This window comes from Zhongshania antarctica (genome assembly GCF_014202945.1).
Classification (GTDB): Bacteria; Pseudomonadota; Gammaproteobacteria; order Pseudomonadales; family Spongiibacteraceae; genus Spongiibacter; species Spongiibacter antarcticus.
Window position 1 is genome coordinate 116,252 of sequence record NZ_JACHHW010000007.1, and the last position, 19,077, is coordinate 135,328.

Annotated in this window: 21 protein-coding genes; 19 read left to right on the forward strand and 2 right to left on the reverse strand. The window is 50.7% G+C overall.

Translation table 11 applies throughout. From position 1 onward, the window contains the following. Positions 1–56 precede the first annotated feature (56 nt). The 10 genes from odhB to HNQ57_RS13470 all read left to right on the forward strand — a co-directional run bounded on the left by odhB (position 57) and on the right by HNQ57_RS13470 (position 11,912). On the forward strand, positions 57–1,259 hold the full coding sequence (gene odhB / locus HNQ57_RS13425) for a 2-oxoglutarate dehydrogenase complex dihydrolipoyllysine-residue succinyltransferase (RefSeq protein WP_184463809.1): 1,203 nt from the start codon (positions 57–59) through the stop codon (positions 1,257–1,259). A gap of 86 nt (positions 1,260–1,345) precedes the next feature. Beyond that, positions 1,346–2,782: a dihydrolipoyl dehydrogenase gene (gene lpdA / locus HNQ57_RS13430; protein ID WP_184463811.1), complete on the forward strand. Its 1,437-nt coding sequence runs from the start codon at positions 1,346–1,348 to the stop codon at positions 2,780–2,782. Positions 2,783–2,922: 140 nt separating this feature from the next. Then, positions 2,923–4,089: an ADP-forming succinate--CoA ligase subunit beta gene (gene sucC, locus HNQ57_RS13435; RefSeq protein WP_184463813.1), complete on the forward strand. Its 1,167-nt coding sequence runs from the start codon at positions 2,923–2,925 to the stop codon at positions 4,087–4,089. Next, a complete protein-coding gene (gene sucD, locus HNQ57_RS13440; protein ID WP_184463816.1) occupies positions 4,089–4,961 on the forward strand; it encodes a succinate--CoA ligase subunit alpha in 873 nt (290 codons plus the stop codon). The genes sucC and sucD overlap by 1 nt, the downstream gene beginning before the upstream one ends. Before the next feature lie 149 nt (positions 4,962–5,110). Continuing rightward, positions 5,111–5,710 (forward strand): TetR/AcrR family transcriptional regulator, encoded by a 600-nt coding sequence (locus HNQ57_RS13445; protein WP_184463818.1) that lies wholly within the window; start codon positions 5,111–5,113, stop codon positions 5,708–5,710. Positions 5,711–5,729: 19 nt separating this feature from the next. Continuing rightward, positions 5,730–7,409, forward strand: coding sequence for an acyl-CoA dehydrogenase family protein (locus HNQ57_RS13450; RefSeq protein WP_184463820.1), 1,680 nt, complete (start codon positions 5,730–5,732; stop codon positions 7,407–7,409). A 101-nt stretch (positions 7,410–7,510) separates the two neighbouring features. Then, positions 7,511–9,415, forward strand: a complete 1,905-nt coding sequence (gene htpG, locus HNQ57_RS13455; RefSeq protein WP_184463822.1) for a molecular chaperone HtpG — start codon at positions 7,511–7,513, stop codon at positions 9,413–9,415. Between the two features lie 97 nt (positions 9,416–9,512). Continuing rightward, positions 9,513–10,529, forward strand: coding sequence for an NAD(P)H-dependent glycerol-3-phosphate dehydrogenase (locus tag HNQ57_RS13460; RefSeq protein WP_184463824.1), 1,017 nt, complete (start codon positions 9,513–9,515; stop codon positions 10,527–10,529). A 36-nt stretch (positions 10,530–10,565) separates the two neighbouring features. Next, the gene (locus HNQ57_RS13465) at positions 10,566–11,045 is read left to right on the forward strand and encodes a SixA phosphatase family protein (RefSeq protein WP_184463826.1); all 480 of its coding nucleotides are present in this window, start codon (positions 10,566–10,568) and stop codon (positions 11,043–11,045) included. 9 nt (positions 11,046–11,054) lie between these two features. Beyond that, positions 11,055–11,912, forward strand: coding sequence for an alpha/beta fold hydrolase (locus tag HNQ57_RS13470; RefSeq protein WP_184463828.1), 858 nt, complete (start codon positions 11,055–11,057; stop codon positions 11,910–11,912). A gap of 81 nt (positions 11,913–11,993) precedes the next feature. On the opposite strand, the gene folE is transcribed toward HNQ57_RS13470, so the two are convergent. Next, positions 11,994–12,542 (reverse strand): GTP cyclohydrolase I FolE, encoded by a 549-nt coding sequence (folE, locus tag HNQ57_RS13475; protein ID WP_184463830.1) that lies wholly within the window; start codon positions 12,540–12,542, stop codon positions 11,994–11,996. A 147-nt stretch (positions 12,543–12,689) separates the two neighbouring features. Between folE and prmB the strand changes: the two genes are divergently transcribed. From prmB to HNQ57_RS13500, 5 genes are all read left to right on the forward strand, one after another. Next, complete coding sequence (prmB, locus tag HNQ57_RS13480; RefSeq protein ID WP_184463832.1) at positions 12,690–13,604, forward strand: 50S ribosomal protein L3 N(5)-glutamine methyltransferase; 915 nt, start codon at positions 12,690–12,692, stop codon at positions 13,602–13,604. Between the two features lie 105 nt (positions 13,605–13,709). After that, positions 13,710–14,810, forward strand: coding sequence for a chorismate synthase (aroC, locus tag HNQ57_RS13485; protein ID WP_184463840.1), 1,101 nt, complete (start codon positions 13,710–13,712; stop codon positions 14,808–14,810). Positions 14,811–14,817: 7 nt separating this feature from the next. Beyond that, positions 14,818–15,981, forward strand: coding sequence for an MFS transporter (locus HNQ57_RS13490; protein ID WP_184463842.1), 1,164 nt, complete (start codon positions 14,818–14,820; stop codon positions 15,979–15,981). Positions 15,982–16,047: 66 nt separating this feature from the next. After that, entirely contained in the window at positions 16,048–16,479 is a 432-nt protein-coding gene (locus tag HNQ57_RS13495; RefSeq protein WP_008249971.1) for a hypothetical protein, read from the forward strand. A gap of 47 nt (positions 16,480–16,526) precedes the next feature. After that, entirely contained in the window at positions 16,527–16,751 is a 225-nt protein-coding gene (locus HNQ57_RS13500; RefSeq protein ID WP_184463844.1) for a hypothetical protein, read from the forward strand. A 9-nt stretch (positions 16,752–16,760) separates the two neighbouring features. On the opposite strand, the gene HNQ57_RS13505 is transcribed toward HNQ57_RS13500, so the two are convergent. Continuing rightward, the gene (locus tag HNQ57_RS13505) at positions 16,761–17,279 is read right to left on the reverse strand and encodes a glycine cleavage system transcriptional repressor (protein ID WP_184463846.1); all 519 of its coding nucleotides are present in this window, start codon (positions 17,277–17,279) and stop codon (positions 16,761–16,763) included. 78 nt (positions 17,280–17,357) lie between these two features. Between HNQ57_RS13505 and HNQ57_RS13510 the strand changes: the two genes are divergently transcribed. The 4 genes from HNQ57_RS13510 (at position 17,358) to tusA (ending at position 19,057) form a co-directional block, all read left to right on the forward strand. Further along, a complete protein-coding gene (locus tag HNQ57_RS13510) occupies positions 17,358–17,663 on the forward strand; it encodes an MTH1187 family thiamine-binding protein (protein ID WP_184463848.1) in 306 nt (101 codons plus the stop codon). A gap of 28 nt (positions 17,664–17,691) precedes the next feature. Further along, a complete protein-coding gene (locus HNQ57_RS13515) occupies positions 17,692–18,534 on the forward strand; it encodes a class I SAM-dependent methyltransferase (protein WP_184463850.1) in 843 nt (280 codons plus the stop codon). Next, positions 18,527–18,751: a YheU family protein gene (locus HNQ57_RS13520; protein WP_008249978.1), complete on the forward strand. Its 225-nt coding sequence runs from the start codon at positions 18,527–18,529 to the stop codon at positions 18,749–18,751. Before HNQ57_RS13515 ends, HNQ57_RS13520 begins: the two co-directional genes overlap by 8 nt. Positions 18,752–18,823: 72 nt before the next feature. Further along, positions 18,824–19,057, forward strand: a complete 234-nt coding sequence (gene tusA, locus HNQ57_RS13525; protein WP_184463852.1) for a sulfurtransferase TusA — start codon at positions 18,824–18,826, stop codon at positions 19,055–19,057. The last annotated feature ends 20 nt before the right edge of the window (positions 19,058–19,077 follow it).

The following is a 19,077-nucleotide window of genomic DNA, read 5'->3' on the forward strand; positions in this document are numbered from 1 at the left end:
GTCTGCACACTTATAGAGACTGTCTCGTACAGCAATATTAATTGACAGGAAAGATAATGAGCATTGAAATTAAAGCGCCAACATTTCCAGAATCCGTTGCCGATGGCTCTATTGCGACATGGCATAAGCAAGTGGGCGAAGCAGTGCTGCGTGATGAGCCGCTGGTCGATATCGAAACTGATAAAGTGGTCTTAGAAGTTGTTGCACCGGCTGACGGCGTACTTAAAGAAATACTGAAGCCAGAAGGCGAAATCGTGCTGAGCGACGAAGTGGTCGCCATCTTTGAAGAGGGTGCGGCGGCGTCTGCGGCGAGTGCCCCTGCTGAAGCCGAAGCGGCGCCAGCGGCCAGTGCCCAAGATTTAAAAATCAGTCCTGCTGCACGTAAAATGCTTGAAGAGAAGGGTATTGATGCCGCTGCCGTAACTGGCACCGGTAAAGGCGGCGTGATCACCAAAGAAGATGTGGTCAACCATAAGCCCGCGGCGCCTACTTCAGCGCCAAGTGCAGTTGCCGCAAAGCCTTCGACCCCCGTTGCCGTAGATGTGCCTGCTGGTGAGCGCGTAGAAAAGCGGGTGCCAATGACTCGCTTGCGCAAGCGTATTGCCGAGCGCCTGCTGGAAGCGACCCATACCACCGCTATGTTGACGACCTTTAATGAAGTCAATATGAAGCCGGTTATGGATTTGCGTAGCCAGTACAAAGATCTGTTTGAAAAGTCGCACAATGGCACGCGTTTAGGTTTTATGGGCTTTTTTGTTAAGGCTGCCTGTGAAGCATTGAAGCGCTTTCCTGCTGTGAACGCGTCCATTGACGGCGATGACGTTGTCTACCACGGTTTTCAAGACGTTGGTGTGGCGGTGTCTACGGAGAAAGGCTTGGTTGTTCCGGTATTGCGCGATGCAGAAAACATGAGCATGGCCAAGATCGAAGAAAAAATTCGTGAATACGGTCTGCGCGCTAAAGACGGCAAACTTAGCATGGAAGACATGACCGGCGGTACGTTCACGATTACCAACGGCGGCGTGTTTGGTTCATTGCTGTCTACGCCAATTTTGAATCCACCACAAACCGCGATTTTGGGCATGCATAAAATCCAAGATCGACCCATGGCGGTGAACGGCGAAGTCGTTATCCTGCCCATGATGTACTTGGCGTTGTCTTACGATCACCGCTTGGTTGACGGTAAAGACGCCGTCCAGTTTTTGGTGGCGATCAAAGACCTTATTGAAGATCCGGCGCGGATTTTGCTCGAAGTCTAAAGCCCGTTACATGGTGGTTGACTCAGTTTGATTGCTGGGAGTGTCGCTATGCGTTCTCTCAGCACAAAAGGAAATAGGACAACGCAATGTCAAAATTTGATGTGGTAGTAATCGGTTCCGGCCCAGCGGGCTATGTGGCCGCGATTCGCGCAGCTCAACTGGGCTTAAAAACCGCGTGTATTGAAAAAAATCGCAATAAAGAAGATAAACTTGCTCTCGGCGGTACCTGTTTGAATGTAGGCTGCATTCCTTCTAAAGCCTTGCTGGATAGCAGCTATAAGTACCATGAAGCCAAAGACGCCCTCGGTGTCCACGGTATTGGTACTGGTGATGTAACGATAGATGTGCCGGCCATGATCAAGCGTAAAGACGGCGTCGTCGCGCAGATGATCGGCGGCATTGGCGGTTTGTTCCAAGCCAATGGTGTTACGACAATTGAAGGCGCCGGAAAAGTATTGGCGGGTAAAAAAGTTGAAGTGACTGCTGCTGATGGCACGGTATCAATTTTAGAGGCAGAGAATATTATAATTGCCGCTGGTTCTGTGCCGGTTGCCATTCCGCCTGCGCCGGTTGATCAAGATATTATTGTTGATTCAACGGGCGCTCTGGAGTTCCAGTCCGTTCCCGGCAAGCTAGGTGTTATTGGTGCAGGTGTGATTGGTCTTGAGCTAGGTAGTGTTTGGGCTCGTCTCGGCAGTAACGTGGTGTTGCTGGAAGCGCTAGAAAGCTTTTTGCCTGCCGTAGATGGCCAAATTGCCAAAGAAGCCGCTAAAGTCTTCAAAAAGCAGGGGCTTGATATTCGTTTAGGCGCCCGCGTGACCGGCACTAAAATTGTTAAAAAGCAGGTTGAAGTTAGCTATACATTTAAAGATGAAGAAAAAACTGAAACCTTCGACAAACTCATTGTTTGTGTTGGCCGCAAACCTTTAAGCAGTGGCTTATTAGCCGCCGATTGCGGCGTTAACCTGGATGAGCGCGGTTTTATCTTTGTTAACGATTACTGTGAGACCGATGCCGCCGGTATTTACGCCGTTGGTGATATTGTTCGCGGGCCAATGTTAGCGCATAAAGGCTCGGAAGAAGGTGTAATGGTCGCCGAGCGCATCGCAGGCCATAAAATCGCAATGAATTATGACTGTATCCCCGCGGTTATTTATACCCACCCAGAAGTTGCTGGGGTTGGTAAAACAGAGGAACAGCTTAAAGCAGACGGTATTCCCTACAAAGTGGGTACGTTCCCCTTTATGGCGATTGGTCGTGCGGTAGCTGCAAATGACACAACGGGCATGGTGAAAATGCTCGCCCACGAAGACACTGACCGTATCCTTGGCTGCCATATCATTGGTGCCAGCGCTGCTGACTTGGTGCAACAAGTTGTAATCGCTATGGAATTTGGCTCGTCAGCAGAAGACATTGGTCTGACCGTATTTGGTCATCCAACACTTTCTGAGGCTGTCCATGAAGCTGCTTTAGCAGTAAATGGTCAGGCTATACACATGCCAAATCGCAAGAAGCGTAAATAGATTTGCGGTAGTGCGCGAAATTCGGGAAAATACGCATCCCGATTTCGCGTTGTTATTGCAATGTGCAGAGGGAGCGGGCCAAGTCACTGACAGGATCTAACTCGCTTAACACTTCCACAGACCGAGATGGTAATTCCAACATGAACCTTCACGAGTACCAGGGCAAACAGTTGTTTGCCGAATACGGGCTACCTGTTTCTATAGGATATGCCTGTGATACCCCGGAAGAAGCTGCCGCAGCAGCTGATAAGATTGGCGGTGATAAATGGGTTGTTAAAGCCCAGGTTCACGCCGGTGGCCGAGGCAAAGCTGGCGGCGTTAAGCTGGTTAGCAGCAAAGAAGAGATCGCGGCATTTGCTGAAAAGTGGCTGGGTAAAAACCTGGTAACCTATCAGACCGACGAGCACGGTCAGCCAGTGTCTAAAATCCTGGTTGAATCTTGCACTGATATCGATCAAGAACTGTACTTAGGTGCCGTTGTCGACCGTTCATCACGTCGTATCGTTTTCATGGCATCTACCGAAGGTGGTGTTGAAATCGAGAAAGTTGCAGAAGAGACTCCAGAGAAGATTCTCAAAGCAATCATCGACCCGATGACTGGCGCGCAGCCTTACCAAGGTCGTGAATTGGCTTTCCAGCTGGGTTTAAATCCAACTCAGGTTAAGCAGTTTGTTAAGATTTTCTTGGGCTTGGCACAATTATTCCAAGACAAAGATTTGGCTCTGATGGAAATCAATCCTCTGGTTATTACTAGCGAAGGCAATCTGCACTGCTTGGATGCCAAACTGGTTGTTGATGCTAACGCGATGTACCGTCACCCTGAGCTGAAGGCAATGCATGATCCTTCACAGGAAGACGAGCGCGAAGCGCGTGCGGCAGAATGGGATCTTAACTATGTTGCCCTGACTGGCAACATCGGTTGTATGGTAAACGGCGCTGGCTTGGCCATGGGTACCATGGATATCGTTTCTCTGCACGGCGGTTTCCCTGCTAACTTCCTTGATGTTGGTGGTGGTGCTACTAAAGAGCGTGTTACTGAAGCCTTCAAAATCATCCTCGAAGACACCAATGTTAAAGCGGTATTGGTTAACATCTTCGGCGGTATCGTACGCTGTGACCTGATTGCCGAAGGTATTATCGGTGCAGTGAAAGAAGTGGGCGTTACCGTGCCGGTTGTGGTTCGCTTAGAAGGTAACAATGCAGAGCTGGGTTCTAAACTGCTGTCTGATTCTGGCCTCGATATCATCGCGGCAACCAGTCTTACTGACGCGGCTGAGCAAGCTGTTAAAGCAGCAGGGGGCAAATAATGTCTATTCTTATCGACAAAAACACCAAGGTAATCTGTCAAGGTTTCACTGGCGGTCAGGGCACTTTCCACTCTGAGCAAGCAATTGCTTATGGTACGCAGATGGTTGGCGGCGTAACGCCAGGTAAAGGCGGCACTGAGCACCTTGGTCTGCCCGTGTTTAACACGGTTAAAGAAGCCGTTGACGCAACTGGTGCAGACGCATCAGTTATCTACGTGCCTGCTGCTTTCTGTAAGGATTCCATCCTTGAAGCGGCTACGTCCGGCATCAAACTGATCGTATGTATCACTGAGCACATCCCCGTTATGGATATGCTTGAGTGTAAAGTGAAATGCGACGAAATGGGCGTACGCCTAATCGGACCTAACTGCCCAGGCGTTATCACTCCAGGTCAGTGCAAAATCGGTATTATGCCAGGTCACATTCATTTGCCAGGTAAAGTCGGCATTGTTTCACGTTCTGGTACCCTGACGTACGAAGCCGTTAAGCAGACTACTGACTACGGCTTTGGCCAGTCTACCTGTGTTGGTATCGGTGGTGATCCGATTCCTGGCTCTAACTTCATCGATATTCTCGAACTGTTCGAGAAAGATCCAGCGACCGAAGCGATTGTTATGATTGGTGAGATCGGTGGTTCTGCAGAGGAAGAAGCGGCTGCTTATATTAAAGCACACGTAACCAAGCCTGTTGTGTCTTACATTGCGGGTGTTACTGCACCTGCAGGTAAGCGTATGGGTCACGCTGGCGCCATCATTTCTGGTGGTAAAGGTACTGCAGACGAGAAGTTTGCTGCCCTGCAAGATGCTGGTGTTAAAACTGTTCGCTCACTTGCGGACATCGGCAAAGCACTGAAAGAAATTACCGGCTGGTAAGTTCGGCATGCTTTGGTAGAAAAGGCGGCTTCGGCCGCCTTTTTGCGTTCTGGTGATTCACTTTGTGGCGATGCGCATTATTTAAAGCGAGCGCTTGTTTAAAGAAATGAATCATGATTCACTTGTTTGGCGTGAGGTAGGTAAATAGCATGGCGTATCGGGAAACGGATTTAGTTAGACAACGAAAAGTGGCGCAAAAATCCGGTTTATTGCATACCGCTGAAACCCTTGTGCGAGAGGGCGGTTTTGGCGCCCTAACAATTCAGGCGGTAGCCGAAGGGGCCGGGGTCGGGGTCGGTACGGTCTACCGCTATTTTAGCGGTAAGGATGAGTTGGCGACGGAAGTGTTTAAACGCGCGACGAGCCGAGAGGTCGGTGCCGTGCGCGAGGCGCTGAATGGCAATGGCGGTCCCGCTGCGTGTTTGGCTGCGGCGGCAGAAGTATTTGCGGTCCGCGCCTTTGCCGCGCCCAAATTAGCGTGGGCGCTCATTGCTGAGCCGGTAGATCCCGCCGTAGACCTCGCTAGATTACAGTATAGAAAAACCTACACAGCCTTGTTTGAAACTGTGGTACAGGCGGGTATAGCAAATGGTGAATTTGCGCCTCAGAGCGCGGGGCTTTCTGCAGCAGCCTTGGTTGGCGCTATGGCGGAAAGCTTGTTGGGGCCCCTGGATAACCGAGCTTGCGATGCGGATACGATTGCCGCGTTGCGATTATTTTGCCTGCGCGCCGTCGGTGCGCAATGTTGATGTTTTAGAGGAATAAAAGATGCCAGTGATCAACTCAAATGCGGATGTCGGTACCGTCAACCCCGCTGATACCCACGAGGTTTTTAATCAATCACTGGCCTTGGAAAACTACAATCTTTACGGCAGTGACCTCCCTTTACAGCAAACCCTCAAGGCCAACGGTGCTATCGACGAAGGCGTACTTAGCGCCTACGGCGAGCGCTGTGGTCGCGCAGATGTTATTAACTGGGGTTATGAAGCCAACGACAATAAACCCCAGCTCGACACCCATGATCGCTTTGGTCATCGCGTGGATTTAGTCCGCTTTCATCCTGCCTATCATCAGTTAATGGATATGGCCTTAAGTGCTGGGATTCACTCGGGCCCTTGGCGGGCCGGCGCCAAACACGCCCACGTTCAGCGCGCGGCGCTAAGTTATATGCAATCACAAATAGATGCCGGTCACGGCTGTCCTTTAACCATGACTTTCGCCTCGGTGCCTACTTTAAAGTTGACGCCGCGTCTGGCGGATGCATGGTTGCCTAAAATACTCGATAACGCCTATCAGCCTGACAATATACCCTATTTTGAAAAGCGCGCCGTGACCATTGGTATGGGCATGACCGAGAAGCAGGGTGGCTCCGATGTTCAGGCCAATACCACCGCTGCAACTTCACTCAGCGGTCGGGGCAGCGGCGCGCTTTATGCGCTAAATGGCCATAAATGGTTTTTGTCGGCACCAATGTGTGACGCGTTTTTAATGCTGGCAAAAACAGACGGCGGGCTAAGTTGCTTTTTGGTGCCGCGCTGGCGTGAGGATGGTCAGAAAAATGGCCTGTATTTACAGCGGCTCAAGAATAAAATGGGCAATGTCTCGAATGCCTCTTCTGAAGTTGAGCTACGTCAAGCCCATGGCTGGATGGTTGGCGAAGAGGGGCGGGGCGTTCCGGCAATTATTGAAATGGTCGCGCTAACTCGCTTCGATTGCATGGTTGGCTCCAGCGCTGGTCAGCGTCAGGCGGTGGTGCAGGCTGTGCATCATGCCCGAAAGCGCCAGGCTTTTGGTGCTCGTTTAATTGATCAGCCCCTGATGCAAAATGTATTAGCTGACCTGCAATTAGAGGTTGAGGGTTCCCTGGCGCTCACCATGCGCATGGCGAGGGCGCTGGATAATAGCAGCGATCCCGCTGAACAGTTATTAATGCGCTTAGGCACGGCGGTTGGCAAGTTTTGGATTTGTAAACGTACACCAGGGCACGCTTACGAGGCGATGGAGTGTTTAGGTGGTAATGGCGTCATTGAAAACTGCATCATGCCGCGGCTGTATCGTGAGGCCCCGATCAACGCCATTTGGGAGGGCTCAGGTAATATTCAGGCACTCGACGTACTGCGCGCCATTGCGAAAACGCCAGCGGCACTGGAGCAGTGGTTCGCGGAGCTGGCTAGCTCAACTGGCCTTATCCCAGACTTGGATCGTGCCGTAGATAAGTTGCAGGACGCGTTTAAAGCGTTGCGAGATCCGGCTTGCCAGGCGCGGCAATTAGTCGAACAGCTTGCGTTGACTATGCAAGCATCGCTATTAGTGCGCTACGCGCCGCCTGCCGTTGCCGATGCCTTTATACGGTCGCGGTTGGCGGGGCGTCAGGCAATTTACGGCTGTCTGCCCGAGGGTGTTGATTTGTCGGTCATTCTGGATCGTGTGCTACCCGAGCAATATTAAGTCGGTAGACCTCTTGAAAACCCACTAAAAGTCCCCATCTTTCAAATACTGTCCGTCTTAAGCGGCGGGCATACTTAATTTAGTATTAAAAGGTGGAAATAATGTCAACAGCAGAAAAAGAAACTCTGGGTTTTCAAACTGAAGCCAAGCAAATGCTTCAGTTAATGATTCACTCAATGTATAGCAATAAAGAAATCTTTCTTCGTGAGCTGATTTCTAACGCCTCTGATGCCGCAGACAAGCTTCGTTACGAGGCCCTAGCAGATGGCGCCCTGTATGAAGACGACCCTGACTTACGTATACGTATCACCCTTGATAAAGACGCCAATACCCTGACCCTGAGCGATAACGGCATCGGCATGTCTCGGGAAGAAGTGATTAATAATTTGGGCACGATCGCCCGTTCGGGTACCGCCGAGTTTCTGAAAAATCTCAGTGGTGACGGCAAGAAAGATTCTCAGTTAATTGGCCAGTTCGGCGTTGGCTTTTATTCGGCCTTTATCGTGGCTGAGCGGGTTGAGGTGTTTACCCGTCGCGCGGGCTTAACGGCGGCAGACGCCGTGCACTGGGAGTCTAGCGGCGAAGCCGATTTCTCTATTGAGTCATGTGAAAAGGCGGACCGCGGTACGACTGTTATTCTGCATTTACGCAAAGAAGACATCGAGTTTACCGATGATTGGCGGGTTCGCTCAATTATCAAAAAGTACTCAGATCACATCAGTATTCCAGTGCAAATGCTTGAAAACGTCCCCGCCGCTAAAGAAGGCGAAGAGCAGAAAGTGCCGGAGTTTGAAGCGGTAAACAGTGCCACCGCCTTGTGGACGCGTTCGCGCAGTGACGTTACTGAAGAAGAGTATCAGGCCTTTTACAAGCATGTTAGTCACGATTTCAGCCCAGCCTTACATTGGAGTCACAACAAAGTAGAAGGTAAGCTGGAGTACACCAGCTTGCTGTATCTTCCTGGTCAAGCGCCGATGGATTTATGGAATCGCGACGCCGCTCGGGGTTTGAAACTTTATGTTCAGCGCACGTTTATCATGGACGATGCCGAGCAATTCCTGCCGCTGTATTTGCGTTTTGTGAAGGGGGTTATCGATTCTAATGACCTGTCTTTGAACGTATCCCGCGAAATTCTGCAGCAAGACCCAGCAGTTGATGCTATGAAGAGCGCTTTAACGAAGCGCGTGCTAGATATGCTGAGCAAACTCGCGAAAAGTGATGTTGAGAAGTACCAGCAGTTCTGGAAAGCCTTTGGGCAGGTGATGAAAGAAGGCCCCGCTGAAGATTTCAGCAATAAAGAAAAAATCGCTAAATTACTGCGTTTTGCGACTACCCATGACAATAAGGCCGAGCAGACACATTCGCTAGAAGATTACGTCGCACGTATGAAGGAAGGGCAAACTAAGATTTATTATGTGGTTGGCGAAAGTCACAAAACCGCTTCTAGCAGCCCTCACCTTGAAGTGTTCCGCAAGAAGGGCATCGAAGTCTTGCTGCTGTCTGAGCGAGTAGACGATTGGTTGATGAATCACCTCGCCGAGTTCGACGGCAAGTCCTTCTTGGACGTAGGTCGCGGTGATTTAGATCTGGGTGACCTTGAAGACGAAGCTGAGAAAAAGGCACACGAGGCGTCCGCTGAGGCACATAAGGATTTGGTTGAACGGGTAAACACTGTATTGACTGACAAGGTCGAGAAAGTGCGGGTGACGAGTCGCCTGACGGAGTCGCCAGCGTGCTTAGTGGTTACTGAAGACGATATGGGCGCGCAAATGCGCAGAATGTTAGAGGCCGCAGGTCAGGCGCTACCGCCGAGCAAGCCCGTTTTTGAACTCAATCCTGAGCATCCCTTGGTGCTTAAACTTGATAAAGAAACGGATGAGGACCGTTTTGCTGATTTGGTTGGCATCCTCTTTGACCAAGCACATTTGGCCGAGGGGGCTCAGCTGGATGATCCCGCGGGCTATGTACACAAGCTCAATAAATTACTGCTAGAATTGAGTGCGTAAACTATAAATTAAGGCGGCGAAAGCCGCCTTTTTTGTATTAGGGGCTATTGCAGCAGTGCTAGACTCTCTAATAATAACTAGCAGGTAGAAGTAAAGTATGGCTACAAAACATAAGGTTGCCGTTATTGGCGGTGGTAGTTTTGGTACCGCGATTGCTAATATTATTGCCGATAATGGCCACGACACCTGTCAGTGGATGCGGACCCCAGAACGGGTTAAAGAGGTCAATGAGCTTCATACTAACGAAGTTTATCTGCCAGGAATCAAGCTAAATCCAGCCCTGCGTGCTAGCGCCGATTTACAGGAAACTGTGGCGGGCTGCGATACCGTATTTTTTTCTATTCCCAGTAAGTCCAGTCGAGAGGTTGCTCGACAACTTGCTGACTGTATTGCGCCGGGAACCATTTTAATCAGTACCACCAAAGGTATTGAGTTTGAAACTAATAAGTTAATGAGCGAAGTCCTGCTGGAAGAGTTGCCGCAGGTTAGGGTGGGAATTTTGAGCGGCCCGAATTTAGCGAAAGAGCTCGCGGCGCGAATGATTACCGGTACCGTGGTGGCGAGTAAAGACCCTGGTGTTACCAGTACGATTCAAGACTTGCTGCAGTGTTCCTATTTTCGGGTATACGCCGGCAGCGATATGTATGGTGTCGAGTTGGCTGGTGCCTTGAAAAATGTTTACGCTATCACTGCGGGTATGGCGGCCGCTTTGGGTTGCGGACATAATACAATTAGTATGCTGATAACTCGCAGTTTGGCTGAAATGAGCCGCTACGCAGTTATTAAGGGCGCAGACCCACTTACTTTCTTAGGCTTGGCCGGCGTCGGGGATTTATTTGTTACCTGCACTTCGCCACTTAGTCGTAACTACCGCGTCGGTTTTGAACTTGGGCAGGGGCGAGACCTCAGTGAAGTGGTGGCAAGTTTGGGGCAAGTCGCTGAGGGCGTAAACACGCTGCGGTTAATGAAAGAACAATCGGAGTTGCTCGATATCTATATGCCTTTGGTACATGGGCTCTACGATATTATTTACAATGGCTGCAAGGTTGGTGACGTTATCGGCACCATGATGTGCGCTGAGCAAAATCGCGATGTTGAATTTACCCTGCAATAGCAGATACAGACTATTTCGGGCTTATATTAGGGGCTTATGGAAATTTTGCTAGTACGTCACGGCGCGGCGTCGTGGGACACTCAAACCGATATTGAACGAACCTTGACGACGGTCGGTAAAACGGAAATCTGCGCTGCATCGGAGTGGTTGACGACCAGCCAGTGGCAGCCAGAGGAACTGTGGGTTAGCCCTTACAAGCGAGCGGTAGAGAGCGCTGAGATATTTAATCGGCAATGGCAGCTGCGGCCGCGTATAAAATCCTCGCTTACCCCAGAGACGCCCTTATCGGAATTAGAAGCGATGTTGGCGACCTTTAGTGGCGAGCGTCTGATGTTGGTCGCCCATAATCCGTTGTTGAGCAATGCAATTAATCATTGGCACGGTGCCGAAGCGCAAAGCTATTGGGGTATGCAGACGGCGAGTATGGCCATGATGCAGGGCGACGTGTTTAGTCAGGGTTGTGCCAGCTTGCAATGGCTACGGCACTACCCCAATTACGACCATAATGGGCGCTAAGGCGGATCTATGTCGATAGCGCAAGAGCGCCAGTTTGTTGTTGATGGAATGACTATTAGTGCCAAGCAGTGGGGGAGTAGTGGTGTTCCTGCTATTGCACTTCACGGCTGGCTAGATAATGCGGCCAGCTTCGACGCATTGGCGCAGGGCCTACCCGAGCTTCAGTTACTGGCATTGGATTTGCCGGGTCATGGTTTGAGTGACCACAAACCCGCTTCAGGTAGTTACGCTATTTGGGATGATTTGCGTTTTGTTCTGGCTGTTGCGGAGCAGATGGCTTGGCCGAAATTTGTACTGATCGGTCACTCGAGAGGGGCGATAATGGCCAGTCTGCTGGCTGGCGCGATGCCAGAACAGATTTCTCATTTAATCTGTCTTGATGGGTTTCTCCCCCCACCTGAAGACCCAGCTGATTTCCCTGTTCAGCTCGGTCGTTATTTACGTGATTTTGCCCAGCTTGGTGGTGGTGATAAAGGCCATATTGCCTTGTCTGATGCGGTAGCAGCCCGGCGAGCTGCAACGCCGATGTCCGAAGTGGCGGCTCGCCTTATTGTTGAGCGTGGCAGTTACTGTGGCGAAGACGGGCGAGTGTATTGGCGAAGCGATCGTCGGCTTAAACTGGCCTCGCCAGTGAAGCTAAGTTTGGCGCAATTGCACGCCAATATGGGCGCAATTGTGGCGCCCAGTATGCTTGTCGTTGCCGATCAAGGTTTCGGTCGTTTGTTAACCACATTGCCGGCGACATTGCTGAGTGGCTTTGAAATTCAGCATATTGAAGGTGGGCACCACTGTCATATGGATGGGCAGGCGCGGCAAATAGCGCTGTGGGTGAAGGCGTTTTTAGGGCTCGGCCAGACTGACGACTAAGTCTGCTAATAGCTTACCTGCGCTAAGATGCAAAAAAGCCCCTTTTAGGGGCTTTTTTACTATCAAACTGCTTACGCCTTGTTAGGCAGGTCGGTTAATTAGTGACAGAAACTCAGTACGGGTTGCGTTGTTGTCTTTAAATACGCCTAGCATGGCACTCGTGCGCATAATCGAATTTTGTTTTTCCACGCCGCGCATCATCATGCACATATGGCGAGCTTCGATAATAACGCCTACACCCTCTGAGCCAGTGACATCCATAATAGTCTTGGCAATCTGGGTTGTCAGGCCTTCTTGAATCTGCAGCCGGCGGGCGTATAAGTCGACAATGCGCGCCACCTTCGAGAGGCCTAGCACTTTGCCGCTGGGAATATAGGCGACATGACATTTGCCAATAAAGGGCAGTAGGTGGTGTTCACACAATGAGTAAAGCTCGATGTCTGAAACTACCACCATTTCATTGCAGTCAGAATCGAATAGGGCGTTGTTAACAACGTCTTTTACGCTGCGACGATAGCCTTCGGTCAAAAATTCAAAGGCTTTGGCCGCGCGAGCTGGAGTGTCGAGCAAACCGTCTCGGGTGGGATCTTCGCCAATTTTTTTTATGATATCTGCAAACGCTTTTTCCACGTCACTTCCTTAGCGCGTTGTCGGGAACGAATAGTAACAAACAGACCCTCAGCTGCCAAATGCTGTGGCGTCTTTAGTTATAAATAGGTACAGGATTATTCTGCTTGAGCAGTGTAAAATTGGTTTTTATCTGAAGGGAGTAGGTTTGTGACAAGTAACGACGAGATTGGTCGAGAGCTGCATACTCTCCGAGATTATTTGCGCTGGGCCATTAGCGAATTTGGACGTGCCGGCTTATTTTTTGGTCACGGCACCGACAATGCCTTTGATGAAGCGAGAATGCTGGTATTTCACGGACTTCATTTGCCTTTGGGCACGGATCCGGCCTTACTCGACGCGCGTTTGACGCTTGTCGAGCGGCAGAAAGTGCTGGCGCTTATTCAGCGCCGGGTAGAGGAGCGCCTACCTGCTGCTTACCTCACCAACGAGGCCTGGTTTGCAGGTTTGTCGTTTTATGTCGATGAGCGGGTTTTAGTGCCACGCTCACCGATTGCCGAGCTTATTGCTCAAGATTTTGAGCCGTGGCTGTCCGCGCGCCCTCAGCGAATCCTTGATCTGTGCACTGGCAGCGGTTGTATTGGTATCGCCTGTGCTTACCAATTTGACGAGGCGATGGTCGATTTAGTGGATATTTCGCTGGATGCGCTTAATGTCGCCGATATTAATATTGCCCGTCATGACTTGGGGGATCGGGTCAGTGCCGTGCAGTCGGATGTGTTTGACTTGCTGGGCGGTCAAACCTATGACCTCATCGTTAGTAATCCCCCCTATGTTGATGCTCAAGATTTAGCAGCGATGCCCGCCGAGTATCAGCGCGAGCCGGCGCTAGGCTTAGCCTCTGGCCCGGATGGCCTAGATATTACCCGGCGTATTTTGCGCGAGGCGGCAAACCATCTCAATGAGGAGGGGGTATTAATTGTTGAGGTGGGGAATAGCTGCGTGGCGCTTGATGACGCGTTCCCAACAGTGCCGTTTATGTGGCTCGAATTTGAGCATGGTGGTCATGGTGTGTTTGCCATGAGTCGTGAGCAATTGCTTGAATATGCAGAGAGTTTTGCCTGAAGCTCTGACCTTAGCCGAGCTTTACCGTATAATTCTTCATCAGTAATTTGGCTGGCCGCGAGTAACTGCGCGGTAGGTCGTCAATGAATAGCGTTGGGATAATCAATGTCAGGTAATAGCATCGGTAAATTATTCTCGGTCACCACCTTTGGTGAGAGCCACGGCTTGGCGCTGGGCGCCATTATTGATGGCTGCCCGCCTGGCCTTGAACTGAGTGAAGCCGATTTGCAGCTCGATCTGGACCGTCGCAAACCGGGCACCTCGCGCTATACCACACAGCGCCGTGAAGACGACGTGGTAAAGATTTTGTCTGGGGTGTTTGAAGGTAAAACCACCGGCACCTCGATTGGTCTGCTAATTGAAAACACCGATCAGCGCTCCAAAGATTACGGCAAAATCAAAGACCGGTTTCGGCCGATGCATGCTGATTACACCTACCAGCAAAAATACGGCAGCCGCGATTACCGTGGCGGTGGTCGCTCGTCTGCACGTGAGACCGCGATGCGCGTGGCGGCTGGCGCGGTTGCTAAAAAGTATTTAGCCACGCACTGTGGCGTAGAAGTGCGCGGCTATTTATCTCAACTTGGTCCAATCGCAATTGATAGCGTGGATTGGAGCGTAGTTGAAACCAATCCCTTCTTTTGCCCAGATGCCGATAAAGTGCCGCAGATGGAAGAGTATATGCAGAAGCTGCGTAAGGCTGGTGATTCGGTGGGTGCTAAGCTCACCGTGGTAGCTAGCGGTATGCCAGTGGGTTTGGGCGAGCCCGTATTCGATAGGCTCGACGCCGATATTGCCCATGCGTTAATGGGCATCAATGCGGTGAAAGGTGTTGAGATTGGCGCTGGTTTTGATTGTGTGGATGCACTGGGTAGTGAACATCGCGACGAGCTTACGCCTCAGGGATTTACCTCGAATAACGCAGGTGGCATTTTAGGCGGTATTTCTAGCGGTCAAGATTTGGTGGCGCATTTAGCCTTGAAGCCGACCTCCAGTATTTTGATCCCGGGGAAAACAGTTGATATTGACGGTAATGCAGTAGAAGTTATTACAACTGGCCGTCACGACCCATGCGTCGGCATCCGCGCGGTGCCAATTGCGGAGGCAATGGTGGCCATTGTGTTGATGGATCACTTGTTGCGCAATCGTGGGCAAAATGGTGGAGTGCATTCGACTACCCCGGTAATCCCCGCAGCCGCATCTTGATGTCGGTATGACTGCTGCGCTGCCGTACTGGCGTTTATCGGGATTTTATTTCTTTTATTTTGCCCTTTTAGGTACCTGGGTACCGTATTGGTCTCTGTACCTAAAGTCCTTGGGCTTTAGCTCAGAAGAAATTGGAATTCTGACATCCTTAGTGATGCTCACCAAAATACTTGCACCCAGCTTATGGGGTTGGTTGGCGGACAGTTTTGGCTATCGCAGCCGCATTATTCGCGTTGGTGCCTTTATGGCGATGCTGGCCTTCACCGGTGCGTTTTTACGGTCGGACTTTTGGTGGCTAGCCGGCGTTATCATAAGCTACAGCTTTTTCTGGAATGCGGTGCTGGCACAATTTGATGTGCTCACTTTATCTCATCTTGCCGGTCGCTATGGTCGTTACAGCCTCATTCGGGTTTGGGGTTCTATTGGCTTTATTGTTGCCGTTATTGGTATCGGTTGGTGGCTAGACAACCACCCGATTGGTCAGTTGCTTTATCTCATCACCATTTTACTCAGCGGTATATGGCTGGCGAGTTTGTTGGTGGTAGAAAAGCCGGGTGGCTTGCGCCAAGACGCTGAGCGGCAATCGCTTAAAGGTATTTTGCGACAACCCGCCGTCATTGCTTTTTTTGCGGTGAGCTTTTTTCTGCAATTATCCCATGGTCCGTACTACACCTTTTTCAGTATCTACCTTGAGGCGCAGGACTATTCGCGTAGCTTAATAGGTGGCTTTTGGTCGCTTGGTGTTATTGCTGAAGTTCTGCTGTTTTTGTTTATGCATCGACTCTTGGCGCGGTATAGCTTGCGCGCAATTGTGCTGTGGAGTTTGGGTTTGTCCGCGTTGCGTTGGCTGCTTATAGCGTATTTTGTTGAACACGCCGCTGTTTTAGTGCTGGCGCAATGCTTACACGCGGCCAGTTTTGGCAGCTTTCATGCCGCCGGCATTGAAGTTATTCGTCACTGGTTTACCGGCCATCACGGTCAGGGTATGGCCATGTACAGCGGCCTTAGCTTTGGTTTGGGCGGCGCCTCTGGTGCTTTGCTGAGCGGCTGGGGCTGGGATATTAGCGCGCAGCAATGTTTTGTTGCCGCTGCTGCGGCCGCAATTGTTGCCTATATTGTGGCCTGGTTCTGGTTTGACGTAAAAGCGGAGCCGGAAGCGGCTTTAGAGTAATAATCTACTGGCTGCCAAGCGAAGGCTTTTGTAGACTCGCATTGAGTTCTTTAAACAGGTAACACCATGGCCCAGGAATCCGTCGTTTACGGTTGCATTACTGATATGCTGTTCGCCCGAGATCTCGCTGCATTAGATAATCGGCGAGATAATAATCAGCTGGTTACGGCCTTGCTGCCCGCGGCTGAAGACTGGCCACTCTTGTGCCGAGAAATGTTTTCGGCACCGCGTCCAGCCATCGATTTTGGCGGCTGCCAAACCGATGTCATTCATTTTGGTAGCTCTTATAAAGCCATTGAACACGAGTGGGACGAGTGGCTACGGCAATTCGAAAACATGCTTCATAAAATGTACTGGGTTAGCGCTACGGTGCACCTACAAACGGCCTATAACGGTACTCATACTTTTGTATGGCAGGCGGAAGAAGATTTTCACGCGCCGGGGCAGGGGGCGGGTAAATTGCGGTGCGAGTGGGTGCGAGAAGATATATTGGGTTGAAAAAGGGTGCTGGCACTCGGAGTTTTTCTTTTAGCAAAAGGTTTAGCGTGGATAACACTGTCATTCAAGATTATGTAAAAACCTTTAAGCGTTACCGCACGCCGGTGTTAGCGGTGTTGGCAACGCTGATGCTCGTGTCCTCTGCCGTGTGGACCTTTGACGTGCCGTGGCAGGATATTGCGAGCTACTTCTTGCTCTGTGTCGCCGGCGTTAGCGTTGTTGCGCTGCTCTCGGCGGCGCTGGTTTTTGCCGTAAAGCGTTTGCGGGGCTAGCCCGGTAAGTTAACTTACAACAATATCAACATCGAGTTGCTCGGCAATTGCGTCGAGGCTATCTTCCAGTTCGTCAAAATCACAGCCTGCAGGCATTTGTGCGCTGACATGAGCCTCGAACAGGGCATCACCGCTCATGGCGGCACTGGTGATGTTAGAACTCATTTCTATTACGTTAATCTGTTGTTGCTTAAGGGCGCGGCTAACTTCGCGGACAATGCCCGGGCGGTCGTTACCTAAGATATGCAATTTACATTGCTTGCCACGCGCGCCGGGTGCGGGGTCGCTGACACCGGGCTGAATGTGAATGGTTAAGCCCTCTATATTTAAGCTGCAAAGCGCATTGCTGAGCTCGTCAATGTCCGTTTCGTTAACGGCCACGCGAACGATGCCTGCAAATTGCCCTGCAAGTTGGGTCATACGGCTTTCCAGCCAGTTACCCTGATGATCGGCGACAATATCTGCTAAGCGTTCAACGAGGCCGGGGCGGTCTTGTCCTAAAAAAGTAAAAACCAATGAGCTGTTCACGGCGTACCCTTATTCTTTATTGGAGTGCTGATACTAGAGTATAGTCTGGGCAGATTGCGAGTGTAAGTGGGGATTTGTATGAAGGTGATTGTGGATTTTTGCATCATTCCCCTTGGCGGGGAATTGTCGTTGACCCCCTATATTGCTGAGTGCCAAAAAATCATTGCCGGCATGGGCTTAGAGCACCAACTGCATGCCTATGGCACCAATATAGAGGGCGAGTGGGAGGTGGTGATGGATTCGGTTAAACGCTGTCATTTGCGTGTGCACGAGATGGGCGCGCCGCGAATATCGACTCAGCTTAAAATTGCTACGCGCAGCGATAGAGACCAAGGTATGGTGGAAAAAATTGATCATGTGCGGGACTATTTGGCGAAGCTTTAAACCAAGCAATAAATTGAGGAATCAATCCATGACAAAAAAAGTATTGCCGCAGACTCGGATATTTATTGGTTTTTTTATGTTGCTGATGATGGTTGCTGCTGAAGCCGAACTACTTAGGGAAGCTCCTAGTTGGCCAGGAGTTGTTGATGGCTCACACCGCAGCGCGGAAAGTCGCGCGCGAGATGTTTATAGGCACCCAGCTGAAACCTTGATGTTTTTGGGTGTGCAGCCCTGCGACACAGTCGTTGAGTTATGGCCTGGCGCAGGGGGCTGGTATACCGAGATACTGGCGCCGCTGCTACGCGATTGCGGAAAACTTTATACTGCTCAGTTTGCTAAAGACAGCGGTGTGGGGTATTACCAAAAATCTCGCCACACCTTTGAACAAAAATTGGCGGCGAATCCGGAGGTTTACGACAAGCTATCGGTGACCACCTTACAAGCGCCCGAATACCTTGCGATTGCCCCCGCAGGTAGTGTCGACAAAGTGCTGACCTTTCGCAATGTTCATAACTGGTTAAAAGCCGGTGTCGTCGAGCAGGTATTTGCGGCGGCGTTCACGGCCTTGAAGCCGGGTGGCATTTTCGGTGTTGTCGAGCATCGGGCAGACCCTGACGCAAGCATAGCTGCGATGGTGAAGAGCGGCTATGTTAGCGAGCAGTTGGTGATTGCTCAGGCTGAAGCGGCTGGCTTTTTACTGTTGGAAAGCAGTGAAATTAATGCGAATTCAAAGGACAGCCATCACCACCCGGAAGGGGTGTGGACGCTCCCGCCGAGCTTACGCTTAGGCGAAAAGCAGCAAGCAAAATACTTAGCCATTGGCGAAAGTGATCGAATGACTCTTAAATTTGGTAAACCTGTACATGAATGATAATGATTATGTTGAAATCCCCTGGCAAAAACTCAGTCCCGACGCCTTCCAGGGTATGCTCGAAGAGCTGGTGAGCCGCGAGGGTACCGATTACGGTGAGCAGGAGCTTAGTACCGAGGCCAAAATAAGCCAGTTGCGTCAGGCGCTGACGCAAAAGCGCGCAGCGATTGCTTTTTGTCCTGACAGTGAAAGTTGGACGGTTATCGCCAAGGACTAAGGTCTGGAGTTCCTTGTGTTTTGAGCTTAAGGGCGGCAATCGTCGCTGTTACTAATTGATTTGGACAGAGTAATGACAATAGCAGTAGATCACACACTGGATACTTGCGGCCTGTTTTGCCCAGAACCGGTGATGATGTTGCACAATAAAATCCGTGACATTGCCTCCGGCGAAGTACTGGAAATTATTGCTACCGATCCCGCGACGACCCGTGACATCCCGAAATTTTGTAATTTTCTTGGTCACACCTTGCTGGGTAAAGAAGAAAGCGACAAACAATATCGCTATTTTGTTCAAAAGGCCTAAATAGCGAACATAGTGCTGTT

Excerpts from the sequence above, each read along its gene's own strand:
- odhB (WP_184463809.1), top strand. The coding sequence starts at position 57 with ATGAGCATTGAAATTAAAGCGCCAACATTTCCAGAATCCGTTGCCGAT.
- lpdA (WP_184463811.1), top strand. The coding sequence starts at position 1,346 with ATGTCAAAATTTGATGTGGTAGTAATCGGTTCCGGCCCAGCGGGCTAT.
- sucC (WP_184463813.1), top strand. The coding sequence starts at position 2,923 with ATGAACCTTCACGAGTACCAGGGCAAACAGTTGTTTGCCGAATACGGG.
- sucD (WP_184463816.1), top strand. The coding sequence starts at position 4,089 with ATGTCTATTCTTATCGACAAAAACACCAAGGTAATCTGTCAAGGTTTC.
- HNQ57_RS13445 (WP_184463818.1), top strand. The coding sequence starts at position 5,111 with ATGGCGTATCGGGAAACGGATTTAGTTAGACAACGAAAAGTGGCGCAA.
- HNQ57_RS13450 (WP_184463820.1), top strand. The coding sequence starts at position 5,730 with ATGCCAGTGATCAACTCAAATGCGGATGTCGGTACCGTCAACCCCGCT.
- htpG (WP_184463822.1), top strand. The coding sequence starts at position 7,511 with ATGTCAACAGCAGAAAAAGAAACTCTGGGTTTTCAAACTGAAGCCAAG.
- HNQ57_RS13460 (WP_184463824.1), top strand. The coding sequence starts at position 9,513 with ATGGCTACAAAACATAAGGTTGCCGTTATTGGCGGTGGTAGTTTTGGT.
- HNQ57_RS13465 (WP_184463826.1), top strand. The coding sequence starts at position 10,566 with ATGGAAATTTTGCTAGTACGTCACGGCGCGGCGTCGTGGGACACTCAA.
- HNQ57_RS13470 (WP_184463828.1), top strand. The coding sequence starts at position 11,055 with ATGTCGATAGCGCAAGAGCGCCAGTTTGTTGTTGATGGAATGACTATT.
- aroC (WP_184463840.1), top strand. The coding sequence starts at position 13,710 with ATGTCAGGTAATAGCATCGGTAAATTATTCTCGGTCACCACCTTTGGT.
- HNQ57_RS13490 (WP_184463842.1), top strand. The coding sequence starts at position 14,818 with ATGACTGCTGCGCTGCCGTACTGGCGTTTATCGGGATTTTATTTCTTT.
- HNQ57_RS13495 (WP_008249971.1), top strand. The coding sequence starts at position 16,048 with ATGGCCCAGGAATCCGTCGTTTACGGTTGCATTACTGATATGCTGTTC.
- HNQ57_RS13510 (WP_184463848.1), top strand. The coding sequence starts at position 17,358 with ATGAAGGTGATTGTGGATTTTTGCATCATTCCCCTTGGCGGGGAATTG.
- HNQ57_RS13515 (WP_184463850.1), top strand. The coding sequence starts at position 17,692 with ATGACAAAAAAAGTATTGCCGCAGACTCGGATATTTATTGGTTTTTTT.
- HNQ57_RS13520 (WP_008249978.1), top strand. The coding sequence starts at position 18,527 with ATGAATGATAATGATTATGTTGAAATCCCCTGGCAAAAACTCAGTCCC.
- tusA (WP_184463852.1), top strand. The coding sequence starts at position 18,824 with ATGACAATAGCAGTAGATCACACACTGGATACTTGCGGCCTGTTTTGC.